The following is a 25,987-nucleotide window of genomic DNA, read 5'->3' on the forward strand; positions in this document are numbered from 1 at the left end:
TACGTTTATCTGTTAAATTAATAATTTACTTGCTCCATGCGTGTTTTAAGTCCTTTTCCTGCGCCGGCCGGTCAAACTTTACAAGTTATCAATTGTAATAAATTGTATAAAATCTTGTAGGTTTGTGCCCGCCTTAACACATGAGCTCTAGCTACAAAAATAATTATAAAAAGTTTTTACGGCAGTCATACCTGGCTTTTGCAGGTGTGGTGATCGCCGTTCCCTTTATTATAGATGCAACTGCAGGCAACAGGCCACACGGATTAGCAGGATTTAACAAAAATTTGGCAGATACCGTTCCTGTTACCCGGAAACAGGCCCCTGCCAAGCCTCCCGCTGCCAAAACCGGCAAACCGGCCGATTCCGCTACTATCTCCAAAGATACTTCGATCGTATCAAAAGATACAGATACTACCGGTAAAACAGTAAGATTAGATACCATCTATATCCCGAAAGTTTCCAAAGATACGCTGGATGCAGTGGTTACCGCCAAAGCACAGGACTCTATGGTGCTGATGGTAACGGAAAAGAAATTCTATCTCTACGGCACCGCCAATGTGAAATATAAAACCATCGACCTCACCGCAGCGAAAGTGAACTTCGACCAGAACAGCGGCGTGCTGGAAGCTACCAACACCAAGGATACCGCCGGCAAGATCACCGGCAGGCCCGTGATGAATGATGGCGGACAGAGCTTCGAATCCGACACGCTGAAATATAATTTCACTTCCCAGAAGGCCATGATCTTCAATACCCGCTCCCAATACGGAGAAGGGTTCGTTCATAGCGAAAAAACCAAACGCGAAGCGGACAATACCATCTTTGGCTTCAAGAACGGCTACACGACCTGTAACCTGGATACGCCGCACTTCAGCTTCCGCGCACGCAAAATAAAGGTTATCCCCGACAAACTGATCGTATCAGGGCCGGCAAACCTCGAAATAGAAGGCATTCCCACTCCGCTGTTCATTCCCTTCGCCATCTTCCCCATCACACAGGGGCAGCGCTCAGGTATCCTGCCACCGCAGTATGTAGTGAACCAGCAGAAAGGGATGGGCCTTGAAAATGGCGGATATTATTTCGGGCTCGGCGAACATGTAGACCTCACCCTGCGCGGCGACGTATACTCCTACGGTAGCTGGAGCCTCACGGCCAGTCCTACCTACCGGAAACGATACAAGTACAACGGCGGTTTCAACCTGAGCCTCGCCAATACCCGTTTCGGCGATCCTTCCGTGCCATCAGAGTTCACCTCCTCCCGCGACTTCCGCGTGACATGGAACCACAGCATGGACAGCAAAGCCAGGCCAGGCGTGAACTTCGGAGCGAGTGTAAACTTCGGGACATCCAGCTATAACCGGTATAATGTATTTGATTACAGCACCCGTGTAAACAATAACATCGGATCATCTATCAGCTTTTCAAAAACCTGGCAGGGCAAGCCTTACAACCTCACCGTAGGCCTCACGCACTCCCAGAACCTCAGCACCCGCGATATCTCTATCTCCTTCCCGGATGCGAACTTCACGGTGAATACGATCTATCCGTTCCAGCCAAAGGAACTGGTAGGCACGCCGAAATGGTATGAAAAGATTGGTATCTCCTATAACGTGCAGCTGCGCAACTCCGCTACCTTCAAGGATTCTGCCTTTGGTAAAAAGGCCATGTTCGACGCCTTACAGACGGGTATGCAGCATAGCATCCCGATCTCTTTCTCGGTGCCCATCTTCAAATCATTCACCTTGTCGCCCGGCATCAACGTGAATGAATACTGGTACACCAAACAGGTGAAACGCAGCTGGAACCCGAATAAATATAATTATTCCACCGATACCCTCGGCGCTATTGATACAACCTACATCCCTGGCTTTTTTGCAGCGCATGAGGTGAACTTCAATATGGCACTGGCAACGGCGCTATATGGCATGTATCAATTCCGCAAAGGCTCGAAGATCAAGGCTATCCGGCACGTGATGCGGCCTACGCTCAGCGCCTCTTACCGCCCCGATCTCACCAATGGCATCTACTATAATCTCCAATACTCCAAGAACCCCGCAGATATTCAGCGTACCTCGCTGTATACCGGCTCGGTGATCGGCGTGCCATCGGAAGGTACTTTCGGCGGCCTGAACTTCGCGCTCGACAATAACCTTGAGATGAAAGTGTTTTCGAGGAAAGACACGAGTGGTAACCATGAGAAGAAGGTGAAGCTGCTGGATGGTTTCGGTATCACCACCAGTTACAACCTGGTGGCCGATTCGTTCAAACTCTCGCCCTTCGGCATTTACGCGCGTACCAACCTCTTTGATAAACTGAATATTTCGGCGAGCGGTAACATCGATCCTTACCAGGTCAATGAGCGCGGCCATCGCCTCGACAAATACGTTTGGCAGCAGGGCAAGCTCAGCCTGGGACGCCTCACGAATGCAACGATCTCTATGAGCACTTCGTTCCAGTCGAAGGACAAGAAATCAAAAAATAAAGAACAGAAACTTGATTCCATCGCCAATGCACAGAACACCGATGCTGCCTTTGCGGCGCAGCAGCGGCAATTGCAGATGATGAGGAACAACCCCGGTGAATATGTGGATTTCGATATTCCCTGGCGCGTGGATCTCTCGTATAGCTTGTCGTATACCAATACCGTCATTCCTGATTCCGGTGGCGTTGTAAAGCGTGTAACCCAGTACGTTAGTTTCAATGGCGACTTCAGTCTTACGCCCAAATGGAAGATCGGTTTGAACAGCGGCTTCGACTTTACGAATATGCAGGTGGCCTATACGAACATGTATATCTCCCGCGATCTGCACTGCTGGCAGATGTCGATCAACCTGATACCGTTTGGTACTTTCCGTCAGTTTAGTATTACTATCAACCCGAAAGCGGGTATCCTGCGGGATTTGCGGATTAACCGATCGCGGCAATTCTATAGTTTTTGACCAGGATTAAACGGATTAAAAAGATTCACCTGATTTAACGCGAAGATTAACGAGGTTCCAGCCCTTGAAGCGCTTTGAGCGCTTCAAGGGCTTCTTTGTTTAAATGATCTTCGCGTTAAATCAGGTGAATCTTTTTAATCCGTTCAATCCTGGTTCTGACTATAATAATCCCACATTATCTTAAACACTTTCTCTTTCAGCGCTGGCAGGTCTTCCCGTGTAAGGCCTTTGGTGGGTATGGGTTCGAGGAAGTGGTAGTCGATGTGGTGCGGCAGGGCGTAAAAGAATTTTGCTGCCGGCAATATTTTTTTAGTGTGAAACAGGAGTGAAGGAATGATCGGTAGCTGCGTATCGATGGCTAAGGCGAAAGCCCCGTCGTAGAAGGCTTTGAGCGGTTGATCGGTGCGGTTGCGCGTGCCTTCGGGATAGAGCAGCATGTGCAAACCGAGGCTCAGCGCGTGTTTCATGTCTTCGACGCTTTTTTTCCTGCTCGCTTCGCTGCTGCGGTCTACCAGGATGCCGCCGATGCGGTATAGTACGCCGAAGAGCGGGATTTTGCCGAGAGAGGCCTTTGCCAGTGTTTTGTTACCACCGGGCACGCCGGGTGTGGTAACTGGCACATCGATGAGGGAATTGTGATTGCAGACAACTACGTAGGTCTGTCCCCGTTGGAAGTGTTCCAGGCCTTTACGCCTTACGGGGCATCCGATGAGCGGCATATATATTTTCATCCATACACGGCCGATGGCCACGAAAGCGCGCGTTTTGCGGGGATCAGGCTGAAAGGAATATATCCAGATGGGAATAAATACGATCAGCATCGTGCCCGCGAACAGGAGCAAGGCATATAGGGCGAAGATTCTGCCGAAAATATTTTTTAACAGGTTCATGATAGCGATGGCATTTGCGCACTGCTTTAGCCGGGCTAATATATTAAAATAATTGATTTCTATTGCAGGCGCCAGTCGACCGGCTCAATACCCGCTTTGCTCAGTATTTCATTTGTTTTGGAAAAGTGCTTACATCCGAAAAATCCTTTATCGGCGCTGAAAGGCGAGGGGTGGGCCGCTTTCAGGATATGATGTTTCGTAGCGTCGATGAGGATTTGTTTGTCTTGCGCAAAGCGGCCCCAGAGCAGGAATACCACATCATGTTTGAGGTCTGATATTTTGCGGATCACGGCGTCGGTGAAGTTTTCCCAGCCGATCTTGCTATGGGAAGCAGCTTCGCCGGCACGTACGGTGAGGATTGCGTTGAGCAACAGTACGCCGTGTTCGGCCCATTTGGTAAGATTGCCGCTGGCAGGCGGTTGCAGGCCGAGGTCAGTTTGCATTTCCTTGTAGATATTCACCAGTGATGGCGGTGGTTTCACGCCATCCTGTACAGAAAAACAAAGGCCATGTGCCTGTCCTTCCCCATGATAGGGATCTTGCCCGAGAATCACTACTTTTACTTTGTCGAAAGGTGTTTTATCGAAGGCGTTGAAGATGAGATTGCCGGGCGGATAGATCACACGGCCCAGCGCTTTTTCATGTTTGAGGAACATGACAATCTGCTCAAAATACGATTTCTGAAACTCGTCTTTCAATACTTCCTTCCAGCTTGATTCAATTTTAACATCCATAGTAACACAACGTTATCGAAAAAAAACAAAAATAATTTGAATGTTTATAGGAAATTTATATACATTTGCACTCCCAAAATGAAAGTTAAATATAACCATTTATTTGATATCATCAAGGGAGATAAGTCTCGGTAGCTCAGCTGGATAGAGCAACTGCCTTCTAAGCAGTAGGCCATTGGTTCGAATCCAATCCGGGACACAAAAAGGACAAATCGAATACGCATCGGTTTGTCCTTTTTTCTTTTCTCCGGTTTCTCTCCAGAAAGGCTAAGCATAAATGGTGTTGCGCAAATACATTGCGCATGCCTGTACTAATTTCCGCCAGGATCATAGCCGGCTAACGTAATGGTATATACGAAGCAGCATTTGCTGCCAGGATACTCCCTGTATAAAGCCAGTTTCAAGCCTGTATAAAGGCAGTATACTTACGGGCTGAGTTTATCGTTTATAAGCTATATTTTTACAGTTTTATATTCTCCAATTATCACAGTCGCGTTGCTATTATGAATGCATCCATATTAACCAGGCTGGAGGCTTCCCGGAAAGAGCTGTTGGACCTTGGCCTCAGGAACCCCTTGCTGAATTATAAACTGCCCGCCAGTAAAGGCTTGCACATGGTGCAGGAGCAGTCTGCCGCCATTTATGAGATACTGGTGAAAGAAAACAAAACCATGTCGTTCCTGGGCCGTGCCGTAAAAGCTGGAGAAGATCAGGAGGTAGTATATACGGAGCCTTCGGAAGCCGCGCTGAAAGAGGGTTACACCGATACGCGGCTGCAAACCGACGAACAGAATACTAACTTGCAAACCAGGTTGCTCAATACTTACTACGCCGCGCGTATGAGCATTGAAGAGCAGGGGGTGAACATATTGTATATCTCGCTGGGCATGCTGCAATGGTATGAAACCGGCAGTGATGAAATGCGGCAGGCGCCACTGATACTGGTACCGGTGGCCCTGGAAAGATCCAGCGCCCGTGAGCGTTTCAGCCTGAGATATACCCTCGAGGAAGTAGGGGAGAACATCTCCTTACAGGCAAAGATGAAAGCAGATTTCAACATCACCATACCGGAGATGCCGGATACGGAAGATGTGGATATCAATGCCTACTTCGCGGCAGTAAGCGCCGCAGTGGCCGATATGCCCAAATGGAAAGTGGAAGCTGATGCGATTGAACTGGGCTTTTTCTCTTTCGGGAAATTCATGATCTATAATGATCTGGACGCTGCCAAATGGAAAGAGGGTCATACGCCGGATGAACATCCGGTGATCCAATGCCTCTTTGGCGGCGGCTTTCAGGACGACCGGCCGCCCATTCCGGAAGATGCTTTCATTGATACGGAAACACAGGCAGGAGAGCTGTTCCAGGTAGTAGATGCCGACAGCTCACAGATCATGGCCATGCTGGCCGTACAGGAAGGCCGCAACCTTGTGATACAAGGCCCTCCAGGTACCGGTAAGTCGCAAACTATCACCAACGTGATCGCCGATGCGATTGGCAGAGGTAAAAAAGTACTGTTCGTAGCAGAGAAAATGGCCGCCCTGGAAGTGGTGAAACGCAGGCTGGACAACATTCACCTGGGAGAGGCCTGCCTCGAGTTGCACAGCCACAAAGCCAACAAAAAAGAATTGCACCAGGAGCTGCGCCGCGTAATGGAGCTCGGACGCCCCACCATACAGAAGTTACAGGACGAAGTGCAGCTCCTGCACAATTATCAACAGGAGCTCAATGATTATTGCCTTGGCGTGAACGCTGCTATCGCTGCCAGCGGCCTCTCTGCGCAGCAAGTGATAGGCCACCTGTTGCAGTTGCATACAGTTATCGGCGATACCATCTTACCACGGATCAATATCCCGGAAATAGCATCCTGGGGCGCTGTAGAGATGAATAAAGCCACTGCTATGGCTCAACGACTGCAAGCCTGCCTGCAGGATACCGGCATCCCTTCACAGTCGCCATTCTGGGGCAGCCGGCTAACGGTGTTGTTGCCGCATGAACAAACGAAAGTACAGGGTACGCTGAAAGTGGCGCTGGAAGCGCTGCAGCAGCTGTGCGCCACTACGCGCAATATCGCCGCAAAGATGGGCATTGCCGCGCCAACAGATACCGCCACCGCTTTGCAACTGGCGGAACACTGCGCACTCATAGCCCGGCAGCCCGATCTGCAAGGTATGGACACCGGCCATGCGGCATGGCTGCGCCAAAAGCAGGATATCGCTGAAACGCTGTCTGCCGGCGCCCGCGCAGCGGAGATCAGGCAAACATATCAGGATGTGCTGATCCCTGAAGCCTGGGAACAGGACCTGATCACCGTGCGGCAGGATCTCCTCGCACATGGCCACAAATGGTATAAATTCCTGATCGGCGCCTATAACCGCAGCAACAGGCGGCTGGCGGCACTTTGCAGGAATGGCCTGCCCAAAGCGAATACCGATAAACTACAGTATGTAGATGATATCATGGAATATCGCCGGCAAGAGGCCGTATTGAAAGAACACGCCGACCTCGCCAGTAATGTGTTTGGTTCCCGCTGGGAGAAACTGCCATCTAACTGGGAAGTATTATCCAGGGCGAGCGCCTACCTAACGGACATCCATATACGTATTGCGGAGAACAAATGCCCGGCCGCGCTGCTGGCTTATTTGCAGCAATATCCTGATCCTGCTGCGGCCAGTGCGGATGAACAAGCTATCCGCCAGCAAACGACTGCGCAGCAAGGGCTGGCAGCCACCGTGATCCGGGAACTGGATATGGATGAAGAGGTTCGTTTTCCCGGGCAGCCCTTTACCCGTCAGTCATTTGAGGCGCAGCTGCAACAGCTGGAAAACTGGTCGTCTCATCTTCCCCGCATCTCCCATCTGCTCTCCTGGAATAACCTGACGGAAACTGCTATCCAGGAAAAGCTGGAATGCCTGATCACGCCTGCATTGCATTGGCCGGATGCCGCCAGGTACCTGAAAATCGCCTTGCAAAAAACATGGTATGAATACCTGGTAGAAACGGCTGTGAAATCGCAGCCGGCACTCCGCAAATTCGACCGTGCCAGCCATGAGGAGCTGGTACAACAGTTCCGCCGCCTCGATATGCTGAACCTGCAATACAACCGCGTGCGCGCCGCATTGCAGCATTGGGAGCAGATACCGCGCGTGGAAGCTGGCGGACAGGTCAACATCATCAAAACAGAATTTAACAAGAAGGCGCGCCACATGCCTATCCGCAAACTTATGCAGGCGGCAGGCCATGCAATACAGGCTATCAAACCTGTGTTCATGATGAGCCCTCTGTCTATCGCTAATTTTTTACCACCAGATGCCCTGGAATTTGATCTCGTCATATTTGACGAGGCCAGCCAGGTGAGGCCGGTAGAAGCCCTGGGCGCGATTCTTCGCGGAAAGCAGTTGGTAGTAGTGGGCGATACGAAACAGCTGCCGCCCACCAGTTTCTTTGATTCTCTCACTAAAGAAACAGATGATGAAGAAAACGTGACCGCAGACATGCAAAGCATATTGGGCCTCTGCGATGCGCAAGGCGCGCCGCAACGCATGCTGCGCTGGCATTACAGGAGCCGCCACGAGTCGCTCATTACTTTGTCAAATCATGAATTTTATGAAAATAAATTGGTGATATTTCCCAGTCCGGGCGCGAAAGAACAAACAGGCCTGGTATTTCACCACTTGAAAGATACGGCTTACGACCGTGGTAAAACCCGCACCAATCCTAAGGAAGCGGAGATCGTGGCAGATGCGGTGATCGCGCATGCGCGCAATCATCCGCAGCAAAGCCTGGGCGTGGTGGCGTTCAGTACCTCGCAGCGGCAAGCCATCAGCGATGCCCTGGAAACGAGAAGAAGGAAATCGCCGGAGCTGGAGCCTTTTTTCAATGGCCATGCCAATGAACCGTTTTTTGTGAAGAACCTCGAGAACGTACAAGGAGATGAGAGAGACGTGATCTTTATCTCTATCGGTTACGGGCGTACGGAGGAGGGCTATGTGGCCATGTCTTTCGGACCACTGAACAATGAGGGCGGCGAGCGTCGTCTCAACGTACTCATCACGCGTGCCAAGTTGCGTTGCGAAGTATTTACCAATATCACTGCAGATGATATTGATCTGAACAGAACCAAGAGCTATGGCATCCAGGCGCTGAAAAATTTCCTTTACTTCGCTCAACACGGAAAGCTGTACATGACAGCAGAAACGGGCCTTCCGGCGGACAGCCCCTTCGAGGAGAACGTTGCCGCCAAGCTCGAAGCACTGGGTTATATTGTACGTAAACAAGTTGGCTCCAAAGGCTTTTATATCGACCTCGCCATAGTAGATGCGGCCAATCCGGGCCGTTACCTGCTGGGCATCGAGTGTGATGGCGCGGCTTATCATTCGGCGCGCTCCGCCCGTGATCGCGACCGGCTGCGGCAGCAGGTATTGGAAGCCATCGGCTGGAAGATACACCGCATCTGGAGCACCGACTGGTTCCATAATCCCGGGAAAGAATTGCAGCGCGTAGTGGCGGCCATCGAACAGGCGAAAACCGCGATCAATATTGAAGATACGGTGATAGCAGATGCCCGCGCAGATATGCCGCTCACCCGCGAACAGGTAGATACCAAAGAAGAGGAAACGCCGCTTTATGCGATGGCTTCCCTGCCGGAAGATATCAAGGATCAGGAATTTCACCAGGCGCCTATCGGGCAATTATGCAGCTGGATACAGCAGGTAGTGGAGGTGGAGAGCCCTGTGCATTTTGATGAAGTAGCACGCCGCATGGTAGAAGCAGCAGGCATTACAAGGGTAGGACCGCGTATCCGTGAAGTGTTACGTCATGCTGTGCGACATGCCGACGCAGGCAAGCGCATTAAAATAAAAGGGCAGTTCCTCTGGCATAAAGATATGCCTGCCCCGCAGGTGCGCGACCGTAGCGAGTTACCGCCCAGTGCCCGCAAGATCAATTACATTGCAGTAGAAGAGGTAGGGGTAGCCTTGGAAAAAGTGGTGAAAGATGCGGTGGCCATACAACCGGAAGCCGCAGTGCCGTTCATCGCGCGTATGTTCGGTTTCAGCCGGGTAACAGAAGAAATGAAAACCGAATTACTGAAAGCGATCGATATTAATGTAGAGAACAAGATCGTGCAGCGGGATGGAGAGCTGCTGAAATTATAATATGCATAGCCCCTGAGGCGCATTGAGGGCCTCAAGGGCTATATGCTATCAAGCCGTCTGGAAGCAGCGCATACTGATGCTGCCATTCTGTATTTCTTCGTACGTGAATTTTATATCTTCTCCCTTATTCACTAACCCTAACGTATATATCATCGGGAGATAATGGTCGTTGGTGGGGATAGACAATTGTGCTTCCCTGCCCAGTGTATGATAGTTGACAAGATCGTTGAAAGCGCCTTGCTCCAGTTTTCGTTTCACCGTTTCATCAAAGGAGATGGCCCAGTCGTAAGGTTTGGCGTTGTCGGAGAACACAATCTGGTAGAGGTTGTGCACGATGTTGCCGCTGCCCATGATCAGCACGCCTTTCTTGCGCAGCGCTTTTAATTCTGCTGCCAGTTTATAGTGATACTCCGGCGACTGGTGATAGTCGATGCTGAGTTGATACACCGGGATATCGGCCATAGGGTACATGTGTTTCAGTACTGTCCAGGCGCCGTGATCGAGGCCCCAGTGGTCATCTTCCACTACCTGCGTGCTGGTAATGAGTTGACCGGTTTCGCGTGCCAGTTCCGGAGCGCCGGGCGCCGGGTACTGTACCTGGTACAGCGGTTCCGGAAATCCGCCGAAATCGTGGATGGTTTTGGGTTGCGGCGCTACCAACACATGTGTGCCTTTGGTGAGCCAGTGCGCGGAAATAACGAGAATGGCCCTGGGCTTGTGTGGCAAGGAAGCGCCCATATGCCCCAGCGCCCTGGTAAAGGCATTGTCGCTGATACCATTCATCGGGTTACCATGCCCGATGAACATCACAGGCATTTCGTCTGTGCCGTGATAGTTGTCAGTAATATTTTTCAGGTCGGTCAGTTGCATGGATAATCCTCCAAGTGGCGCGAGGGCCATTAGTTTTAAAAAATTTTTGCGCTCCATAAAATTACGGATTCAGCATCAGTTCAGGTGGATGTCAAAGGCCTCATGGAGGCGTTTGTCGATAGCATCTACCAGCTGAGGGAAGGCGCTGTAGCCGTTTTCGATGGTGTAGAGCATATTTTCCTTTTGCAGCAGCAAGGTAGGATAGCTGTGCGCATAGGCGGAAGCCTCCGCAAATGTTTGCAGGGTAAGCATCTTCATCTCATTGCTGTGAAAATGTTCGAGGAAAGTATCCACCGGAATGCCCAGTTTTTCTGCGATGTTGCGGTAGGTATCCTCGTTGTTGAGGTCTTTCCCTTCCACGAAGCGGGCATGCTGCACGGCGGCGGTGAAATCCAGCGCCAGTGCGGGCCATTTATCCTGTGTTGCTACGATGGCGCGTGCGGGCACTTCGCTATCGAGGATGCGGTCAGTATCATTGAGTGTATGAAAATAGACAGCAGAAAAAGCGGTGCCGGTGCGGGCAGCTACCTGCTCATCATGTGATTTGATGAAACGTGCCAGCTGCGGCGTTTGGCGGCGGGCATTCTCCCCTGACCACATGCCGGCCGGTAGTATTTCCAGTTCCAGCTGGCCTTCGTAGTGTTCGGTGAGACGTTGGAGGTTCTCACTGTTGCCGTAACACCAGCCACAATAAGCGTCCATGATATAAATCAGTTTCATATGATATGCTTTAAATGTAATTTTAATAGTTACAGTTTTGAGTAAAAAATTTTCTAATCGAACTGGCGGCTGAAATCTGCCAGGGTAAGTTTGTCCAGTTTGCGTACCAGCGCGCTTTCTATCTCTGCATATAAACTTTCCAGATGAGCGTTAATTTGCTTGCCTACGGCGCAATCCGGGTTGGGCGTATTACGGCTGTTGCCCAACAGTGAGGCTTGTTGCACGGCATGATACACTTCTGATAACTGGATATGGTTGGCCGGTTTGGCCAGGGTAGCTCCGCCGTTCTTGCCTTCTTTGCTTTCTACCAGGCCGCGGTTGCGCAGGTTACTGATTTCTTTGCGCACCAGCACCGGGTTGCAGTTGATACTGCCGGCGATATAATCGGAAGAAAGCAGTTCCCCGTTCGCCCTGGCCAGCAGGGTGAGTATATGCAGTGATATGGGGAATCTTCCGTTGTTCATTCTGTAATTTAGTTTATTACAGTACAAAAATACTGCAATTACTATTCATGGAAAAATTTATCTGTGGGTCAGGAAATACACCAGGCTGGCGATCACCAGCAGGATCACGATGAGCACGATCACACAGCCGTTCTTGTTCGGCTTTTTAACAGCGTTGGTAAGTCCTCTTGATGCAATGATATCCTCTACATCCTTCTTGGCCTGGAAAAGTTCCACTTCTTCGCCACCGAGTTTATTCATCTCAGTCATATAATATTTGATACTGTGGATCAGGCCATTGCTGAGCGCGAGCTCCACCACCTGATCGGCGATGGCCTTTTTGTTGCGGGCATTGGGCGGGAGAGGAGCATCTGCCGCAGCAGACACCACACGCTGGCACTGGTTACAGAGCAGCAGCACATCAAATGGCTTTTTTTCAGGTACAACGCGGATAATATCTGTACTGCCGCAATAAGGACATGCGACAGCGTTAGGATTTTGTGCAGTGCTCATTAATGGTCAATCAGTTTTTATAACAGCAGTAATATAATAAAACATTTTGGGATTTACGGATTTATGGATTTTGGAATTTAGGGCCCGGGGCTTCAAATCCCAAAATCCGTAAATCAAGAAATCCCAAAATATTTACTGCTTTTTCAGATGGTCTTTGAACACCTTCTTGAATTTCTCCAGTTTAGGCTGGATCACGAAATGGCAATAAGGCTGGGAACCGTTCTGGTTGTAGTAATTCTGGTGGTAGTCTTCCGCTTTATAGAAAACCTTGAACGGCGCAATTTCTGTTACAACGGGTTTGTCGTAAGCGCCTGACTCCTGTAATTTCTTCTTATAAAATTCCGCTTTCTCTTTCTGCTCTTCATTATGGTAGAAGATCACAGAGCGGTATTGCGTGCCCACATCATTGCCTTGCCTGTTCAGCTGGGTAGGATCGTGGCTGGTCCAGAATGCCTTCAACAGCTCTTCATAGCTGACCTTTGCCGGATCGTAGGTTACCTGGATCACTTCCGCATGGCCGGTAGTGCCTGTGCACACCTGCTCATAGCTGGGGTTGGCTACCGATCCGCCGGAATAACCGGATTCTACTTTGATCACCCCTTCCAGTTCCTGGAACTGCGCCTCTGTGCACCAGAAGCAACCACCTCCAAAGGTGGCTTTCTCTGTTTTGATATTGTTACTTACTTCCATATCGTCGGGTACTTTATTCTGCGCACAGGCATTGAATGCCAATGATATCAGAAAAATGAATATTGAGTATTTTCGCATAAAATCTGTTTGAATGTGAGCCTTGCTTTATCTGCTTATTAGACGAAGAAAACAGCCCTTCCTTACATCTTAAAATATAATTTACGCAGTAAATGATGCAAGAGAACGACAAGTTAAGTAACTTTAACATTCTTTTGACCCTGTTTTTCAGGTAAAGAACATTAGCAGCAGGAGCCAGATATATAAGCCGGGCAACCGGATTTCGTAGATTGAATAATGATAATGAAGATGAAATAATTCCCGATAAACCCGAACTACCACCGGGCCAACAACTTCCGCCAAACATGCGCCGCTTCCCGAAGCGGCCGGTCTTAATTTTATTAACAGCGTCACCCGTATCAGCGGTGGGGCTATATGATCAATAAACAATATCAACTTGAAATATTTTCCTGAATCTGCGTTGATGCAGTTGGAATTTGATAAAGTGCAGGCTTTACTGCAAGAACATTGTAAAACGGAGCTGGGCAAGCAAATGGCTGAAGAGCTCCGGCTGCATACGCACATAGATTATGTTAGAACCGCCTTACAACAGGCACACGAATATAAACAGCTGACACTCCTCCAGGAGCATTTTCCGAACGACTTTGTGCTGAACCTCAAAATGGAGCTGCGCCTGCTTTCCATACAGGGAGCGGTGCTCACCGGCGAACAGGCCATGCTGCTGCGTAAGCTCGCAGAGAGCATGCACAGTATCACGCGCTTCTTTGACCACGACCGCAAAATACAATACGCCGGCCTTCATGAGGTGATCCAGCATACGCATTACGAAAAAAAGATCACTGCACTGATCGACGAAGTGCTGGATGAAAGCGGCCAGGTGCGCGATAATGCGAGCCCTGAGCTGGCAAAGATCCGCATGTCGCTGTTCCGCAAGCGCACAGACCTGCGCCGCGTGTTCGACCGCATCCTGCAAAAGCTGCAAAAGCTCAACTACCTGGCCGACCAGGAGGAAGCCTTCCTCAATGGCCGCCGGGTAGTAGCCATCTACGCAGAGAACAAACGCATGGTGAAAGGTATCATCCACGGCGAATCGGATACCCGCAAAACTGCTTTCCTCGAACCCGATGAAACGATTGAACTCAATAATGATATTCAATCGCTCGAAAGGGAAGAAGGGCGTGAGGTGTACCGCATCCTGCGGCAGCTCACCGCTTCGCTGAGCGGCTATGCAGAACTGCTCAACGGCTATCATGAGATACTTGGGGTATATGATTTCATCCGCGCCAAAGCCAGGCTGGCATTGGATATGGACGCTAACTTTCCCATGCTGGTGCCGCATGCGCAGGTACACCTGGTGCAGGCATACCATCCGCTACTGTTGTTATACAACCGCAAGAACAACAAACCTACGATCCCGATGAGCGTGACGTTGGACAAAGATGCGCACATACTGGTGATCAGTGGTCCTAACGCTGGTGGTAAAACCGTTACACTGAAAACGGTAGGCCTGTTACAGCTCATGCTGCAATCGGGTTTGCTGGTGCCGGTGCACCCCACCTCGCAGATGGGCATCTTCAAACAACTGATGATCCACATCGGTGATACGCAGTCGCTCGAATTTGAATTGAGCACTTACAGTTCTCATCTCAAGAACATGAAATATTTCATGGAGAATGCCAACGGCAGAACCCTGTTCTTCATCGATGAACTGGGTAGCGGCTCCGATCCCAATCTGGGCGGGGCTTTCGCGGAGGTGATCATGGAGGAGCTGGCGAAAAAACATGCCTTTGGTATTGTGACTACGCACTATCTCAACCTGAAAGTGATGGCCAACAAAGTGAAGGGCATCATCAACGGCGCCATGGGCTTCGATGAAGAGAACCTGCTGCCTATGTATAAATTGATGGTGGGCAAGCCCGGCAGCTCTTATACTTTTTCCATTGCGCAGCGTATCGGCCTTAATCCGGCGCTGATCGCAAGGGCCAAGAAGCTTGTGGACGAGGGCCACTTCCAGCTGGATAAGCTGCTGAACAAGGCCGAGCAGGATTTACAGAAGATCGAATCGAAGGAGAAAGAGTTGCAGAAACTGCTCAAAGAAAACGAGCGTTTAAAGAAAGAATACGAGATACTGGCAGACAAGGAGAAGAAACACCAGCAGATCACGTTCATGAAATTGCAGAACAAGATCAAGGAAGATGACCTGCAATACCTGAAGGATATGGAGCGTAAGCTGAAGCAGATTGTGGTAGAGTGGAAACGTGCCGATGCCAAGGACGATAAAGAGAAGGTGATGAAACAAGCAGAGATATTGCTGTTCCGTCGCCGTGAGAAACAGATTAATGAGAAGCTGGATAAAAAGGTGCAGGACAAATTCCAGGAGATCGGTGGTGAAGTACAGGTGGGCGACCAGGTGAAGATACTGAGCAACCGCCAGGTAGGCCGACTGCTGGAAATCCGCGACAAGCGCGCCATTGTGCAACTCGGCAAAATCCCGATCAATGTGAAGCTGAGCGATCTGGTGGTGGTGCAGGAGAAACAGGCCACCGACTGATCTATACGGCGTATAAATATTATCTATCGGCTCATCGGTTCGGTAACTTGATTTTATCATTTACCTTCGATGAGCCATTTCGATAAACATTACCATAAACCATTAAATCATAAACCACATGGAAGTAGCTAGCATGGCCCGTATCCCGGTGTACCGCCTTGAAGATTGTGTGGAAGGTTCGCCTTTTCTCATCCACCGGATGGAAGGGAGTGAGCGTATGGTAAAAGATTTCAGTACTCCTCACCGTCATAACGGTTATAGCATAGATATATTAGTCAAGGGAAGTGTGCGGCAATCGATCGATTTCCGCCAGTACCAGGTAACGGCGCCTGCGATTATGCTGATGGAGCCCGACCAGGTGCACCAGCACGAGCTGGATGATGATTGTGAGATGATCAACATTTACTTTACGCCGGATTTTCTGGTGCCCGAGATACAGGGGGTAGTAAGTTGTTGGCGTTGTATATTCGGCTCCGGTGTGATATCGCTGAATGAGGAGCAGATGGATGAGGTGATGTCTTATGCAAACCTGATCATGCGGGAGTTTGAGAGCGACCGGCTGCGCAAGGACGCAGTGATCCGTAATTTGCTCAATGCCTTCATCATTGCCTGCGGCAGGATCTCAGAGCCACAGGGCATCTGGCTGCATGCGGAGAACTCACAATATAATATGGCCCGCCAGTTCAAGGTACTTGTAGATAAACATTTCCATGAAAAACCACAGGTGTCAGATTACGCAGAGATGCTATATGTTACGCCTGGTCACCTGAATGATACTGTGAAGGCATTACTGGGACGGAACGCCAAATATGTGATTGACGAGAAGCGTATCATGGAAGCAAAGCGGCTACTGTATTGGGGAGAACACTCTATCAAGCAGATTGCGGCGCGCCTGAATTTCGAGGATGATGCTTATTTTAACCGCTTTTTCAAGAAACATACCGGGCTCACGCCGGCATCCTTTCAAAGAGAAAGCCGTGAAAAGTACAATTAAACCCGTAATAATTTAAGTACTAGGCATTTTTTATTTTCTATTTTTGCATCGTGATTAATAAATGATGTTGCCCGTACATCATTCTAAATCTGAAAGCCATGAAAATTTGTTAGCAGAAAGATTCTGCCCGTCTTCTTTATTGCTTAAAAATTTTATTTACAGTAGTAACAATTTGCTGCGCTCATACGTATAACGTCGCTGTGTTGTTATGCGTTTGCCCGTGAATGAGCGGTAGCGTGATTCTACCTGTATCTTCTACACCCATTGCTGTCACTAAAGCTAATTTGCTGCAAAGCGAGATGAGTTGTATTGTCTTTGCACAAAGAAAGATCTTTAGTAAGCATCACAAAAAACAAAAAAGTATGAAACCATTGAGAACAATTTTTGCAAACTTGCCGGGAGGCTTATTCTATAGTGTGCTCATCATCTCGGCCATGTATGGCTGCGGTACATCACAGGCCAAGACCGAAGGCGGTCCGCAGGCGATGCCGCTGCCAGTGCTGAAAGTAGGTACGCTTCCTGCCACCACTTACCGCGAGTACAGCGCTACGCTGGAAGGCCGCGTGAACGTAGAAATACGCCCACAGGTAGAAGGTATCCTCGACAAGATCTTTGTGGATGAAGGTGCTTATGTAAAAGCCGGTCAGCCACTTTTCAAGATCAACGACCGTATATATAATGAACAGCTGAGCAATGCTACTGCCACCTTACAGGCTGCACAAGCCAACCTGCAAAAGGCACAGGTGGAAGTAGACAGGATCACGCCGCTGGTAAATAATAATGTTGTTTCCGATGTGCAGCTCAAAACCGCACAATCCGCGTACCAGGCCGCCAAAGCCGCTGTGGCACAGGCCCAGGCAATGGTAGGTAACGCAAAGATCAATGTAGGTTATACCCTGATCACTGCTCCCGCCAGCGGATATATCGGCAGGATTCCTTACAAAACAGGCGCGCTGGTAGGCAGGGCAGAACCGCAACCACTTACCTTGCTGTCGGACGTAAGCCAGGTGTATGCTTACTTCTCCATGAGCGAGCCCGACTTCCTGAAATTCAAGAACAGCACCAGCGGCAACACCATCGCAGATAAAGTGAAACAACTGCCTGCGGTAGAACTGCAATTGGCCGACAACAGCATCTATCCTGAAAAAGGAAAGATCGAAACCATGGAAGGCCAGTTTGATAAAACCATGGGCGCCGTAAGTTTCCGCGCCACCTTCCCGAACGGTGCAGGCCTGCTGCGTTCCGGTAATACCGGCAAGATCAGGATTCCTGAGCAGTTCAGCGATGCAGTAGTAGTGCCCGCAGAAGCCACCTACGAATTGCAGGATAAAGTGATGGTGTTTGTAGTAGCCGACAGCAACAAAGTAGCTGGTATTCCCATCAACATAGCCGGTAAAAGCGGTAACTATTACTTTGTAGACAAAGGCGTGAAAGCTGGTCAGCGTATCGTGTATTCGGGCCTCGACCGCCTGCATGATGGCGCAGTGGTTGCTCCGCAGATGATGTCGCTGGACAGCCTGCTCAAAGTAAAACCCTTGTAGTTTCTTCACACATGCGGCAACAGCCGGATAGCTTGTTGCTTAAATTTCGTATAGCCGTTGCCGTGTGAATGTGTCATTTTTCATCATCTCTATTGATGAAGCCTAAACTCTTTTGCTCTTATGTTAAGAAAATTTATTGAACGGCCTGTATTAGCAACCGTTATATCCATCATACTGGTGTTATTGGGGATACTTTCCCTGCTGACACTGCCCATGAGCCAGTTCCCGGAGATCGCGCCTCCCAGCGTGGCCGTAACGGCTTCCTACCCCGGCGCCAACGCCGAAGTAGTGGCCCGCTCCGTAGCCACGCCCATCGAAGAAGCGGTGAACGGTGTAGAGAACATGACCTACATGACCTCCACCTCCAACAACGACGGCTCCATGACGCTCACGGTATACTTCAAGCTGGGCACCGACCCCGATAAAGCTGCCGTAAACGTGCAAAACCGTGTAGCCAAAGCCACTCCGCTGCTGCCTGTTGAAGTAGTGCAATCCGGCGTAACCACCCAGAAACAGCAGAACAGTATGATCATGGTGGTGAACCTGATGAGTGATAAGGAAGAATACAATGAAACCTTCCTGCAGAACTACGCCAAGATCAACATCATCCCGGAAATACAACGTGTAACCGGGGTAGGACAAGCCATGGTGTTCGGTGCGAAAGATTACTCCATGCGTATCTGGCTGAGGCCCGACAGGCTTACTGCTTATAATATGTCGCCGCAGGAAGTACTGGCCGCCATCCACGACCAGAACCTGGAAGCCGCCCCTGGCCGCTTTGGTGAAGGCAGTAAGGAGTCTTTCGAATATGTGATCAAATACAAAGGTAAACTCAACAAGAACCAGCAGTATGAAGATATCATCCTGCGCGCCAATGCGGACGGTTCTGTGCTGCGCCTCAAAGACGTTGCCCGCATTGAGTTTGGCTCCTTCAGCTATGGTAGCGATACCAAAGTGAATGGTAAATATGGTATCGGTATTGCCATCTTCCAGACGGCGGGATCCAATGCCAACGAGATACAGGAGAACATCAACAAGCTGATGAAAAAAGCTACGGCTTCTTTCCCTACCGGTATCGAGTATTTCAATATCTATAGCACCAAAGAATACCTTGATGAATCCATCGATCAGGTGAAACATACGCTGATAGAGGCTTTCATACTGGTGTTTATTGTGGTGTTCATCTTCCTGCAAGATCTCCGTTCTACACTGATCCCCGCTATCGCGGTGCCGGTGGCGATCATCGGTACTTTCTTCTTCATGCAGTTGTTCGGCTTCTCTATCAACCTGCTCACCCTCTTCGCACTGATCCTCGCGATCGGTATCGTAGTGGATGATGCCATCGTGGTGGTGGAAGCGGTACACGCCAAGATGGAGAAGGGAAGTACGCCGCGGTCGGCAACGATATCTTCTATGCAGGAGATCTCCGGGGCCATCATCTCCATTACCCTGGTGATGTCGGCGGTGTTCCTGCCGGTAGGGTTCATGCAAGGCCCTGTGGGCGTGTTCTACAGGCAGTTCGCCTTCACGCTGGCCATCGCGATCCTTATCTCTGCCTTGAATGCGTTAACGCTGAGCCCTGCCTTGTGTGCCTTGTTCCTCAAGAACACCCATGCCGGCAGTAATCATAATGGTCATCAATTACAAGGCCATGGCCAGGCGCATGCAATGCAGCAGAAAGGTTTTGGCAAACGTTTCTTTGCCGCATTCAATACCGGTTTCAATGCCATGACCAGCAAATACCAACGCAGCCTCCAGTTCCTGATCAAACATAAATGGGTGGCGATCGGCGGTTTGCTGATCATTAGCCTGGCTACCGTATGGCTCATGCGCAAAACGCCGTCAGGCTTCATTCCTACGGAAGACCAGGGCTTCGCCGTATATGCGGTAACGATGCCTCCCGGCTCTTCACTGGAGCGTACCCGCCAGGTGGTGGATAAGGTAGAGAAGATCATGAAGAACATGGAAGCAACACATGCTTACCTGAGCGTGTCTGGTTTCAACTTCCTCTCCAATTCCAGCAGCGCTACGTCCGGCGTAGGTTTCGTGAAACTGAAAGAGCACGACAAGCGCGGTAAGGTGAAGGATATGGATGATATCATGAAACTGATGCAACAGCAGCTCTTCGGTATTCCGGAAGCCAGCGTGTTTGTGTTCAATATGCCAACAGTACCGGGCTTCAGTAACGTGGCGGGTTTTGAGGTGATCCTGCAAGACCGCACCGGTGGCCCGCTTGATAAACTTGGTAATACCGCTTATGGTTTCATCGGCGAGTTGATGAAACGTAAAGAGATCGCCTTTGCCTTCACCACCTTCAATACCGGTCACCCGCAATATGAAGTGGAAGTAGACGACCGCAAAGCGAAACAATTGGGTGTAGCCGTGAGCGATATCCTGCAAACCATGCAGGTGTACTATGGTAGTATGTTTGCGTCCGACTTCAACCGCTTCGGCAAATACTACCGCGTGATTGTACAGGCCGACGCCGAGCTGCGCAAAGAGCCGTCTTCCCTGGATGGCATCTTCGTAAAAAATGCACATGGCGAGATGGTGCCTATCAACACCGTGGTATCACTGAAACGTGTATACGGACCAGAAACCGTAACCCGTAACAACCTCTTTAACGCCGTTACCATCAACGGTCAGGCTAAACCTGGCTACAGTAGCGGCGATGCCATCAAGGCCGTACAAGAGGTAGCAGATCATTACCTGCCAAGAGGCTTTGCGTATGAATGGGTAGGTATGACCAAAGAAGAGATTGCGGCGGGCAACCAGGTAACGGTGATCTTCACCCTCTGCCTGATCTTCGTATACTTCCTGCTGGCCGCACAATATGAAAGCTACATCCTGCCACTGGCGGTGGTATTGTCTATCCCGCTGGGTATTTTCGGGGTGTTTGTGTTCATCAATCTCTTTGGTATCGACAACAACATTTATGTACAGGTAGGTTTGATCATGTTGATAGGGTTGTTGGCGAAGAATGCGATCCTGATCGTAGAATACGCCGTGCAGCGGCGACGCAATGGTATGGGATTGGTACAATCGGCCATCCGTGCAGCCAGCTTGCGTTTGCGCCCGATCCTGATGACGTCGTTCGCCTTTATTGCGGGGCTGTTGCCGCTGATGCGCGCCAATGGATCTTCCGCGTTGGGTAACCGTTCTATCAGTACCGGTGCTGCGGGCGGTATGCTCACCGGGGTGATACTGGGTGTATTTGTAATACCTGTATTATATGTCATCTTCCAGTACCTGCAGGAGAAGATCAGCCGCAAACCTGTGCCTGTAGAGGTACAGGAGGAAGAGCTGGTACACTAACAACATTATCGGACCAAGAATTAAAAAAGATGAAAAGAAGATATAGCACATTTTATTTCATGATGTTGTCCTTAGTTGTAGGGTTAGCAGCATGCCGGGCAGGCCGCAATTATCAGCGGCCCCCGGTGGCGCTGCCCCAGCAGTTTGCCTATGCAACGGCGCCTTCCGACAGCAGCATCGCCGAGATGGAGTGGAAGAAATTTTTTACGGACGCCACTTTGCAGCAGCTGATCGACACTGCTTTAAAAGGCAATTACGATATGCAGCTGGCATTGAAACGCGTAGAAACGGCGCAAGCCTATCTTAAACAGGCGAAAGCGGCGTGGTTGCCGGCTTTCACGGCTACGGCATCTTCCTCTATCAACTATCCTTCCAAGAACAGTGTGAATGGTTTGAATATGGGACAGTTTGGATTAGATCATATTGAAGATTATAATCTGAATGTGGGGATGTCGTGGGAGATAGATGTATGGGGCAAGATACGCCGCCAGCGGGAAGCCGCACAAGCCAGTTACCTGCAATCCTATGAAGGCGCGCGTGCCGTACAAACCGGGCTGGTAGCAGCGATCGCCAACAGTTACTTCAACCTGCTCATGCTCGACAACCAGCTGCTCATTGCGCGCAGCAATGTACAGTTGAGCGATACAATTGTGCAGATGATGCAGCTGCAAAAGACAGCCGGTGAAGTGACCGAGCTGGCGGTGCAGCAGGCCATCGCGCAGCGCCAGTCGCAGGAACTGCTGCTGCCGCAGCTGGAACAAGGCATTGCCATCCAGGAGAACGCTTTGCGCATCCTTACCGGCAATCTACCGGGAACGGTTACACGTAGTGCGCACCTGCACGATTTCACCGTGAGCGATGCACTGCCCACCGGCGTTCCTGCCGCCATGATCAGCCGCCGCCCCGATGTACGCGCCAGCGAAATGGGACTGGTAGCCGCCAATGCGCAGGTAGGCGTGGCCCAGGCCAGCATGTACCCGGCGCTCAACATCACCGCACAGGGCGGACTGAACTCCTTCAAAGCCAGCAACTGGTTTACCATGCCGGCCTCCCTGTTTGGTATTGTGGGTGGAAGTCTTACCCAGCCTATCTTCCAGCGCCGTCAGCTGAAAACACAGCTGGAAGTAGCCAGGATACAAAGAGAGCAGGCAGTGATACAATTCAGGCAGTCGGCCCTCAACGCCATCGGCGAAGTAAGCGACGCCCTCGTGAAGCTCGACAAGCTCAAAGCCCAGCAGACGATCGCAGGGGAGCAGGTGGTAACATCGCGCAGGGCCGTGCAACAGGCACAGATGCTGTTCCGCAGTGGTATGGCCAATTACCTGGAAGTGATCACCGCACAGAGCCGCGCTTTGCAAGCGGAACTGGGACAAACAGATATTGACCGCCAACGCCTGGGCGCCATGGTAGACCTCTACCGTTCCCTCGGCGGCGGCTGGAAATAATGGCTGGCCATTTACGGACCGGGCGAATGATGAATTATACTCTCAGATTTACAGACAAACTCAAAGAAAAACAGCACGGTAAAGAGTTTCGCTTCGGTCCGTAAATGGCAGCACCTTATAACGGTAACGGCTATATAATAGCCGGGACAGCCCGAGTCCCCGGAATGGCGTATGCTGTTCCGGGGATTTTTTATACCGGAAAAAGAAGCTTTGAAAATTTTTTTTGCTGATTCGGTTTCATTCTATACTTTTGCGTCCCACACGGAGAGTTGGCAGAGCGGTCGATTGCGGCGGTCTTGAAAACCGTTGACTGTAACAGGTCCCGGGGTTCGAATCCCTGACTCTCCGCACCCAACGGGGCAAAGCGTCGGAAAGATGTTTTGCCCCGTTTTCATTTTGGCGCAAAACCTTAACAGCTTATCTAACATTACAGACCCATGAAAACGATCTTCTCTATAGCTCTTTTTGCTATCGTTGGTATGCAGTCATAAAGCTTCCACGCAGGCGCGACTTATTTTTTCTTCTTCACAATATCATTGTACGCAGATAGCAATGCTTCCATCACCAGTTCCCGTGCTACTTTGTCCAGCACAAAGGTGGTAATGCCTCTCAGTCCCCATTTGTTAGGCACCGGGAAGATGTTCTTTTGATCCATTTGGCAGAACACCGCTTGTTCCTGTGGAGTGAGGAATATGTTAGCGGTATTGTCTTGCTCAAGATAGGTGGCATACATACGTTTGCCGGTCACTTTGAAGCCGGTCCGCTCACCATGTGGGTGAAGCTCGGTGCCGGGGAAGGAGAGCGCCATATCCATGAATCCTTTTCCGGTGATCATAGCGGTGGATTTATGTAGCACAAATATATCCAATAGGCGTAAACGTTATATATTTACGCCCGTATGAACCCTCGGAGCTTAAAAACATTTCTGATAGCGATAGGTATCCCTGTATTGTATGCCATCCTGCTGCGGTTGGTCTTTGGTGTAAAGACCTGGATGGACCTCTACAAAGTCATGTCTGTTACCTTTATATTTTGCCTGCCTGTTGTGGTGGGTGTGCTTACAGTATATTTTTCTTCTGCAAAACGGGCCGGTAAGCTGACGTATCGCCTGCTGGCGCCCTGGATACCGATCTTTTTATTCTTTGCCATCACGCTGTTGACTTCGCTGGAAGGCTGGGCATGCTGGATCATGATATTACCCCTGTTCCTGGCAGGGGCTTCCATTGGCGGGTTGATTGGCGCTTATCTCAAATTCCGCCGCCGTAATAAAACTTATGTTTCGTTGCTGGTATTGCTGCCGTTTGTTGCTGGTCCGCTGGAAAGCATGGTGGGCGCCATTCCCGGCACATATAAGGCATATACGTATATTGATATCAAAGCTTCGCCGGCCACGATCTGGAAGAATGTAACGCGGGTAAGGGCAATACCTGCACAGCAAGACAAAGGCTGGCTCACACGCTCCCTGGGCTTTCCGCGACCGGTGCGCGCGGAGCTGAATTTCAACGGGCCAGGGGCTTATCGCGCAGCGATCTTCACCGGTGGCCTCATCTTCCATGAAACAGTTACGGAATATATCGATCAACAAAAAATGGTCTTCTCTATAAAAGCTGATCCTCATGAAATCCCGGCTACCACAATGGACGAGCATGTGGTGATAGGAGGAGATTATTTCGATGTATTGAATGGTACTTATGAACTGGAAAGATTGAATGAAACCACTTGCAGGCTGCATCTGTACAGCCATTTCAAGCTAACGACCACTTTCAATTTTTATGCAAGCTGGTGGGCCAGGTGGATCATGCAGGATATACAACGGAATATTTTACAGGTAGAGAAACAACGGGCAGAGAATGATAATTAAAATTAACAACGTATATTCATATACGTAATACCGGATAATGACACCATCAACCAAACAGATCGCTAAACATTTCCGCGATGTTCATTTCGGGGGCAACTGGACCAGCGTCAATCTGAAAGATACATTGGCGGATGTTAACTGGAAGCAGGCCACCACGAAGGTGCAGGACCTCAACACGATCGCTGTTTTAGTTTTTCATGTGAACTATTATGTGGCGGCTATCCTGAAAGTGATGCAGGGCGGGCCTTTGGACGCGCACGACAAATTCAGTTTCGATCTTCCGCCGATCAGCTCGGAGGCGGAATGGCAGGCATTGAAAGAGAAAACATTTTCCGAAGCGGAGCAACTGGCCCTGATGATAGCCCAACTGAAAGATGAAAAATTGTACGATGATTTTGCTGATCCGAAATATGGCAGCTACTACAGAAATCTGCTGGGAGTGATAGAGCACACGCATTACCATCTCGGACAAATAGCACTGATTAAAAAGTTGTCAGGAACTTCATTACCTTTGTAGCGGAAAATCTGCCGAATGCAATTTTACCCGGGAGCAACCCGGTAAAATATTATTATATTTTTTATCTGTTAGGCCTTCATTTGCACAAGAAAAAATTATTGGCACGGAATATGCCAAAGGCCTGATTGAAGTGAGAACAACGAGGGTATAGTATCACTAGTGAGTCTGCAAAATTTACCATTCTTTTATTGAACATACCAAAACGCTTCCATGTTAGCCATGGGTATGTCCTAGTTATTTATACTCCTATTTTATTTCATGATCAGCCTGAGGCCGCATGCACTATGCCATGTATCAGATAACTTGCGTGCCTGCATGAAATAAACCGGGGAATAGAAAAATTGTCAATAAGTTATCAGTTATCAGTAAACACCTAACACGAAGATTTATGCGCCACATTCTCCTAGTAGAAGATGATGAGTTTGTATGCAGAACCATCGAGATTATTTTGAGGAAACAGGGTTACAACATTACGATCGCAAAAAATGGGCAGGATGGTTTGAGGTTCTTGCAACAGGGGAAGTTTGATCTGGTGATCACAGACCTGATGTTGCCCTACGCCAGTGGACTGGAGCTTGCAGGGAAAATCCGTCATGAATTGCATTCGGATGTGGCCATCCTGATATTATCTGCTATTACACATGAGAAGACGGTTACAGAAGGATTTGATATCGGCGTGAATGATTACCTGAAAAAGCCGTTCAACCCCGCTGAACTAACATCAAGGGTGAACCGCCTGATCGGTGCAAAAGCCTGAACACCTCTTCCCATTAACTAATCAATAACAAAT

General features: G+C 49.8%; 18 protein-coding genes and 2 tRNA genes. 12 read left to right on the forward strand and 8 right to left on the reverse strand.

What is annotated here, in order from left to right; genetic code table 11:
- The first annotated feature begins 140 nt into the window (after window positions 1-140).
- Window positions 141-2,939 (forward strand): putative LPS assembly protein LptD, encoded by a 2,799-nt coding sequence (locus tag FPG75_RS13515; RefSeq protein WP_143307386.1) that lies wholly within the window; start codon window positions 141-143, stop codon window positions 2,937-2,939.
- A gap of 143 nt (window positions 2,940-3,082) precedes the next feature.
- Here FPG75_RS13515 and FPG75_RS13520 read toward each other — a convergent pair whose 3' ends face one another.
- Both FPG75_RS13520 and ung read right to left on the reverse strand, forming a co-directional pair.
- Entirely contained in the window at window positions 3,083-3,829 is a 747-nt protein-coding gene (locus FPG75_RS13520) for a lysophospholipid acyltransferase family protein (RefSeq protein WP_143307387.1), read from the reverse strand.
- Between the two features lie 59 nt (window positions 3,830-3,888).
- The gene (gene ung, locus FPG75_RS13525; protein ID WP_143307388.1) at window positions 3,889-4,563 is read right to left on the reverse strand and encodes a uracil-DNA glycosylase; all 675 of its coding nucleotides are present in this window, start codon (window positions 4,561-4,563) and stop codon (window positions 3,889-3,891) included.
- Window positions 4,564-4,688: 125 nt separating this feature from the next.
- On the opposite strand from ung, the gene FPG75_RS13530 reads away from it, so the two are divergent.
- Window positions 4,689-4,762 (forward strand) — tRNA-Arg (locus tag FPG75_RS13530).
- Between the two features lie 304 nt (window positions 4,763-5,066).
- Window positions 5,067-9,719 carry a DUF3320 domain-containing protein gene (locus tag FPG75_RS13535; RefSeq protein ID WP_143307389.1) on the forward strand — a complete coding sequence of 1,551 codons (4,653 nt, stop codon included), beginning with the start codon at window positions 5,067-5,069 and terminating at the stop codon, window positions 9,717-9,719.
- A gap of 48 nt (window positions 9,720-9,767) precedes the next feature.
- On the opposite strand, the gene ygiD is transcribed toward FPG75_RS13535, so the two are convergent.
- From ygiD to msrA, 5 genes are all read right to left on the reverse strand, one after another.
- Window positions 9,768-10,646: a 4,5-DOPA-extradiol-dioxygenase gene (ygiD, locus tag FPG75_RS13540; protein ID WP_201747955.1), complete on the reverse strand. Its 879-nt coding sequence runs from the start codon at window positions 10,644-10,646 to the stop codon at window positions 9,768-9,770.
- 18 nt (window positions 10,647-10,664) lie between these two features.
- Window positions 10,665-11,309 carry a DsbA family protein gene (locus FPG75_RS13545; protein ID WP_201747957.1) on the reverse strand — a complete coding sequence of 215 codons (645 nt, stop codon included), beginning with the start codon at window positions 11,307-11,309 and terminating at the stop codon, window positions 10,665-10,667.
- Window positions 11,310-11,362: 53 nt separating this feature from the next.
- Complete coding sequence (locus FPG75_RS13550) at window positions 11,363-11,773, reverse strand: Rrf2 family transcriptional regulator (protein WP_143307390.1); 411 nt, start codon at window positions 11,771-11,773, stop codon at window positions 11,363-11,365.
- Between the two features lie 57 nt (window positions 11,774-11,830).
- A complete protein-coding gene (locus tag FPG75_RS13555) occupies window positions 11,831-12,265 on the reverse strand; it encodes a hypothetical protein (RefSeq protein WP_143307391.1) in 435 nt (144 codons plus the stop codon).
- Window positions 12,266-12,397: 132 nt separating this feature from the next.
- Complete coding sequence (gene msrA / locus FPG75_RS13560) at window positions 12,398-13,033, reverse strand: peptide-methionine (S)-S-oxide reductase MsrA (protein WP_143307392.1); 636 nt, start codon at window positions 13,031-13,033, stop codon at window positions 12,398-12,400.
- A 376-nt stretch (window positions 13,034-13,409) separates the two neighbouring features.
- Between msrA and FPG75_RS13565 the strand changes: the two genes are divergently transcribed.
- The 6 genes from FPG75_RS13565 to FPG75_RS13590 all read left to right on the forward strand — a co-directional run bounded on the left by FPG75_RS13565 (window position 13,410) and on the right by FPG75_RS13590 (window position 23,167).
- Entirely contained in the window at window positions 13,410-15,524 is a 2,115-nt protein-coding gene (locus FPG75_RS13565) for an endonuclease MutS2 (protein WP_143307393.1), read from the forward strand.
- A gap of 118 nt (window positions 15,525-15,642) precedes the next feature.
- Window positions 15,643-16,518: a helix-turn-helix domain-containing protein gene (locus FPG75_RS13570; protein ID WP_143307394.1), complete on the forward strand. Its 876-nt coding sequence runs from the start codon at window positions 15,643-15,645 to the stop codon at window positions 16,516-16,518.
- A 362-nt stretch (window positions 16,519-16,880) separates the two neighbouring features.
- Window positions 16,881-18,059 carry an efflux RND transporter periplasmic adaptor subunit gene (locus FPG75_RS13575; RefSeq protein ID WP_143307395.1) on the forward strand — a complete coding sequence of 393 codons (1,179 nt, stop codon included), beginning with the start codon at window positions 16,881-16,883 and terminating at the stop codon, window positions 18,057-18,059.
- Window positions 18,060-18,179: 120 nt separating this feature from the next.
- The gene (locus FPG75_RS13580; protein ID WP_143307396.1) at window positions 18,180-21,374 is read left to right on the forward strand and encodes an efflux RND transporter permease subunit; all 3,195 of its coding nucleotides are present in this window, start codon (window positions 18,180-18,182) and stop codon (window positions 21,372-21,374) included.
- A gap of 29 nt (window positions 21,375-21,403) precedes the next feature.
- Window positions 21,404-22,819, forward strand: a complete 1,416-nt coding sequence (locus FPG75_RS13585; protein ID WP_143307397.1) for an efflux transporter outer membrane subunit — start codon at window positions 21,404-21,406, stop codon at window positions 22,817-22,819.
- A gap of 263 nt (window positions 22,820-23,082) precedes the next feature.
- A tRNA-Ser gene (locus FPG75_RS13590) sits at window positions 23,083-23,167 on the forward strand.
- Window positions 23,168-23,330: 163 nt separating this feature from the next.
- On the opposite strand, the gene FPG75_RS13595 is transcribed toward FPG75_RS13590, so the two are convergent.
- Entirely contained in the window at window positions 23,331-23,654 is a 324-nt protein-coding gene (locus FPG75_RS13595; RefSeq protein ID WP_143307398.1) for an MmcQ/YjbR family DNA-binding protein, read from the reverse strand.
- Window positions 23,655-23,717: 63 nt separating this feature from the next.
- Between FPG75_RS13595 and FPG75_RS13600 the strand changes: the two genes are divergently transcribed.
- The 3 genes from FPG75_RS13600 (at window position 23,718) to FPG75_RS13610 (ending at window position 25,954) form a co-directional block, all read left to right on the forward strand.
- Window positions 23,718-24,680: an SRPBCC family protein gene (locus FPG75_RS13600; RefSeq protein WP_143307399.1), complete on the forward strand. Its 963-nt coding sequence runs from the start codon at window positions 23,718-23,720 to the stop codon at window positions 24,678-24,680.
- 37 nt (window positions 24,681-24,717) lie between these two features.
- Window positions 24,718-25,197, forward strand: a complete 480-nt coding sequence (locus FPG75_RS13605) for a DinB family protein (RefSeq protein WP_143307400.1) — start codon at window positions 24,718-24,720, stop codon at window positions 25,195-25,197.
- A gap of 388 nt (window positions 25,198-25,585) precedes the next feature.
- The gene (locus FPG75_RS13610) at window positions 25,586-25,954 is read left to right on the forward strand and encodes a response regulator transcription factor (protein ID WP_143307401.1); all 369 of its coding nucleotides are present in this window, start codon (window positions 25,586-25,588) and stop codon (window positions 25,952-25,954) included.
- Window positions 25,955-25,987 lie beyond the last annotated feature (33 nt).

The organism is Chitinophaga vietnamensis, assembly GCF_902167635.1.
GTDB lineage: Bacteria > Bacteroidota > Bacteroidia > Chitinophagales > Chitinophagaceae > Chitinophaga > Chitinophaga vietnamensis.

Bases quoted from the DNA above. Each gene is read 5' to 3' on its own strand.
- FPG75_RS13515 (WP_143307386.1), top strand. From the start codon at position 141: ATGAGCTCTAGCTACAAAAATAATTATAAAAAGTTTTTACGGCAGTCA.
- FPG75_RS13520 (WP_143307387.1), bottom strand. From the start codon at position 3,829: ATGAACCTGTTAAAAAATATTTTCGGCAGAATCTTCGCCCTATATGCC.
- ung (WP_143307388.1), bottom strand. From the start codon at position 4,563: ATGGATGTTAAAATTGAATCAAGCTGGAAGGAAGTATTGAAAGACGAG.
- FPG75_RS13535 (WP_143307389.1), top strand. From the start codon at position 5,067: ATGAATGCATCCATATTAACCAGGCTGGAGGCTTCCCGGAAAGAGCTG.
- ygiD (WP_201747955.1), bottom strand. From the start codon at position 10,646: ATGGAGCGCAAAAATTTTTTAAAACTAATGGCCCTCGCGCCACTTGGA.
- FPG75_RS13545 (WP_201747957.1), bottom strand. From the start codon at position 11,309: ATGAAACTGATTTATATCATGGACGCTTATTGTGGCTGGTGTTACGGC.
- FPG75_RS13550 (WP_143307390.1), bottom strand. From the start codon at position 11,773: ATGAACAACGGAAGATTCCCCATATCACTGCATATACTCACCCTGCTG.
- FPG75_RS13555 (WP_143307391.1), bottom strand. From the start codon at position 12,265: ATGAGCACTGCACAAAATCCTAACGCTGTCGCATGTCCTTATTGCGGC.
- msrA (WP_143307392.1), bottom strand. From the start codon at position 13,033: ATGCGAAAATACTCAATATTCATTTTTCTGATATCATTGGCATTCAAT.
- FPG75_RS13570 (WP_143307394.1), top strand. From the start codon at position 15,643: ATGGAAGTAGCTAGCATGGCCCGTATCCCGGTGTACCGCCTTGAAGAT.
- FPG75_RS13575 (WP_143307395.1), top strand. From the start codon at position 16,881: ATGAAACCATTGAGAACAATTTTTGCAAACTTGCCGGGAGGCTTATTC.
- FPG75_RS13580 (WP_143307396.1), top strand. From the start codon at position 18,180: ATGTTAAGAAAATTTATTGAACGGCCTGTATTAGCAACCGTTATATCC.
- FPG75_RS13585 (WP_143307397.1), top strand. From the start codon at position 21,404: ATGAAAAGAAGATATAGCACATTTTATTTCATGATGTTGTCCTTAGTT.
- FPG75_RS13595 (WP_143307398.1), bottom strand. From the start codon at position 23,654: ATGATCACCGGAAAAGGATTCATGGATATGGCGCTCTCCTTCCCCGGC.
- FPG75_RS13600 (WP_143307399.1), top strand. From the start codon at position 23,718: ATGAACCCTCGGAGCTTAAAAACATTTCTGATAGCGATAGGTATCCCT.
- FPG75_RS13605 (WP_143307400.1), top strand. From the start codon at position 24,718: ATGACACCATCAACCAAACAGATCGCTAAACATTTCCGCGATGTTCAT.
- FPG75_RS13610 (WP_143307401.1), top strand. From the start codon at position 25,586: ATGCGCCACATTCTCCTAGTAGAAGATGATGAGTTTGTATGCAGAACC.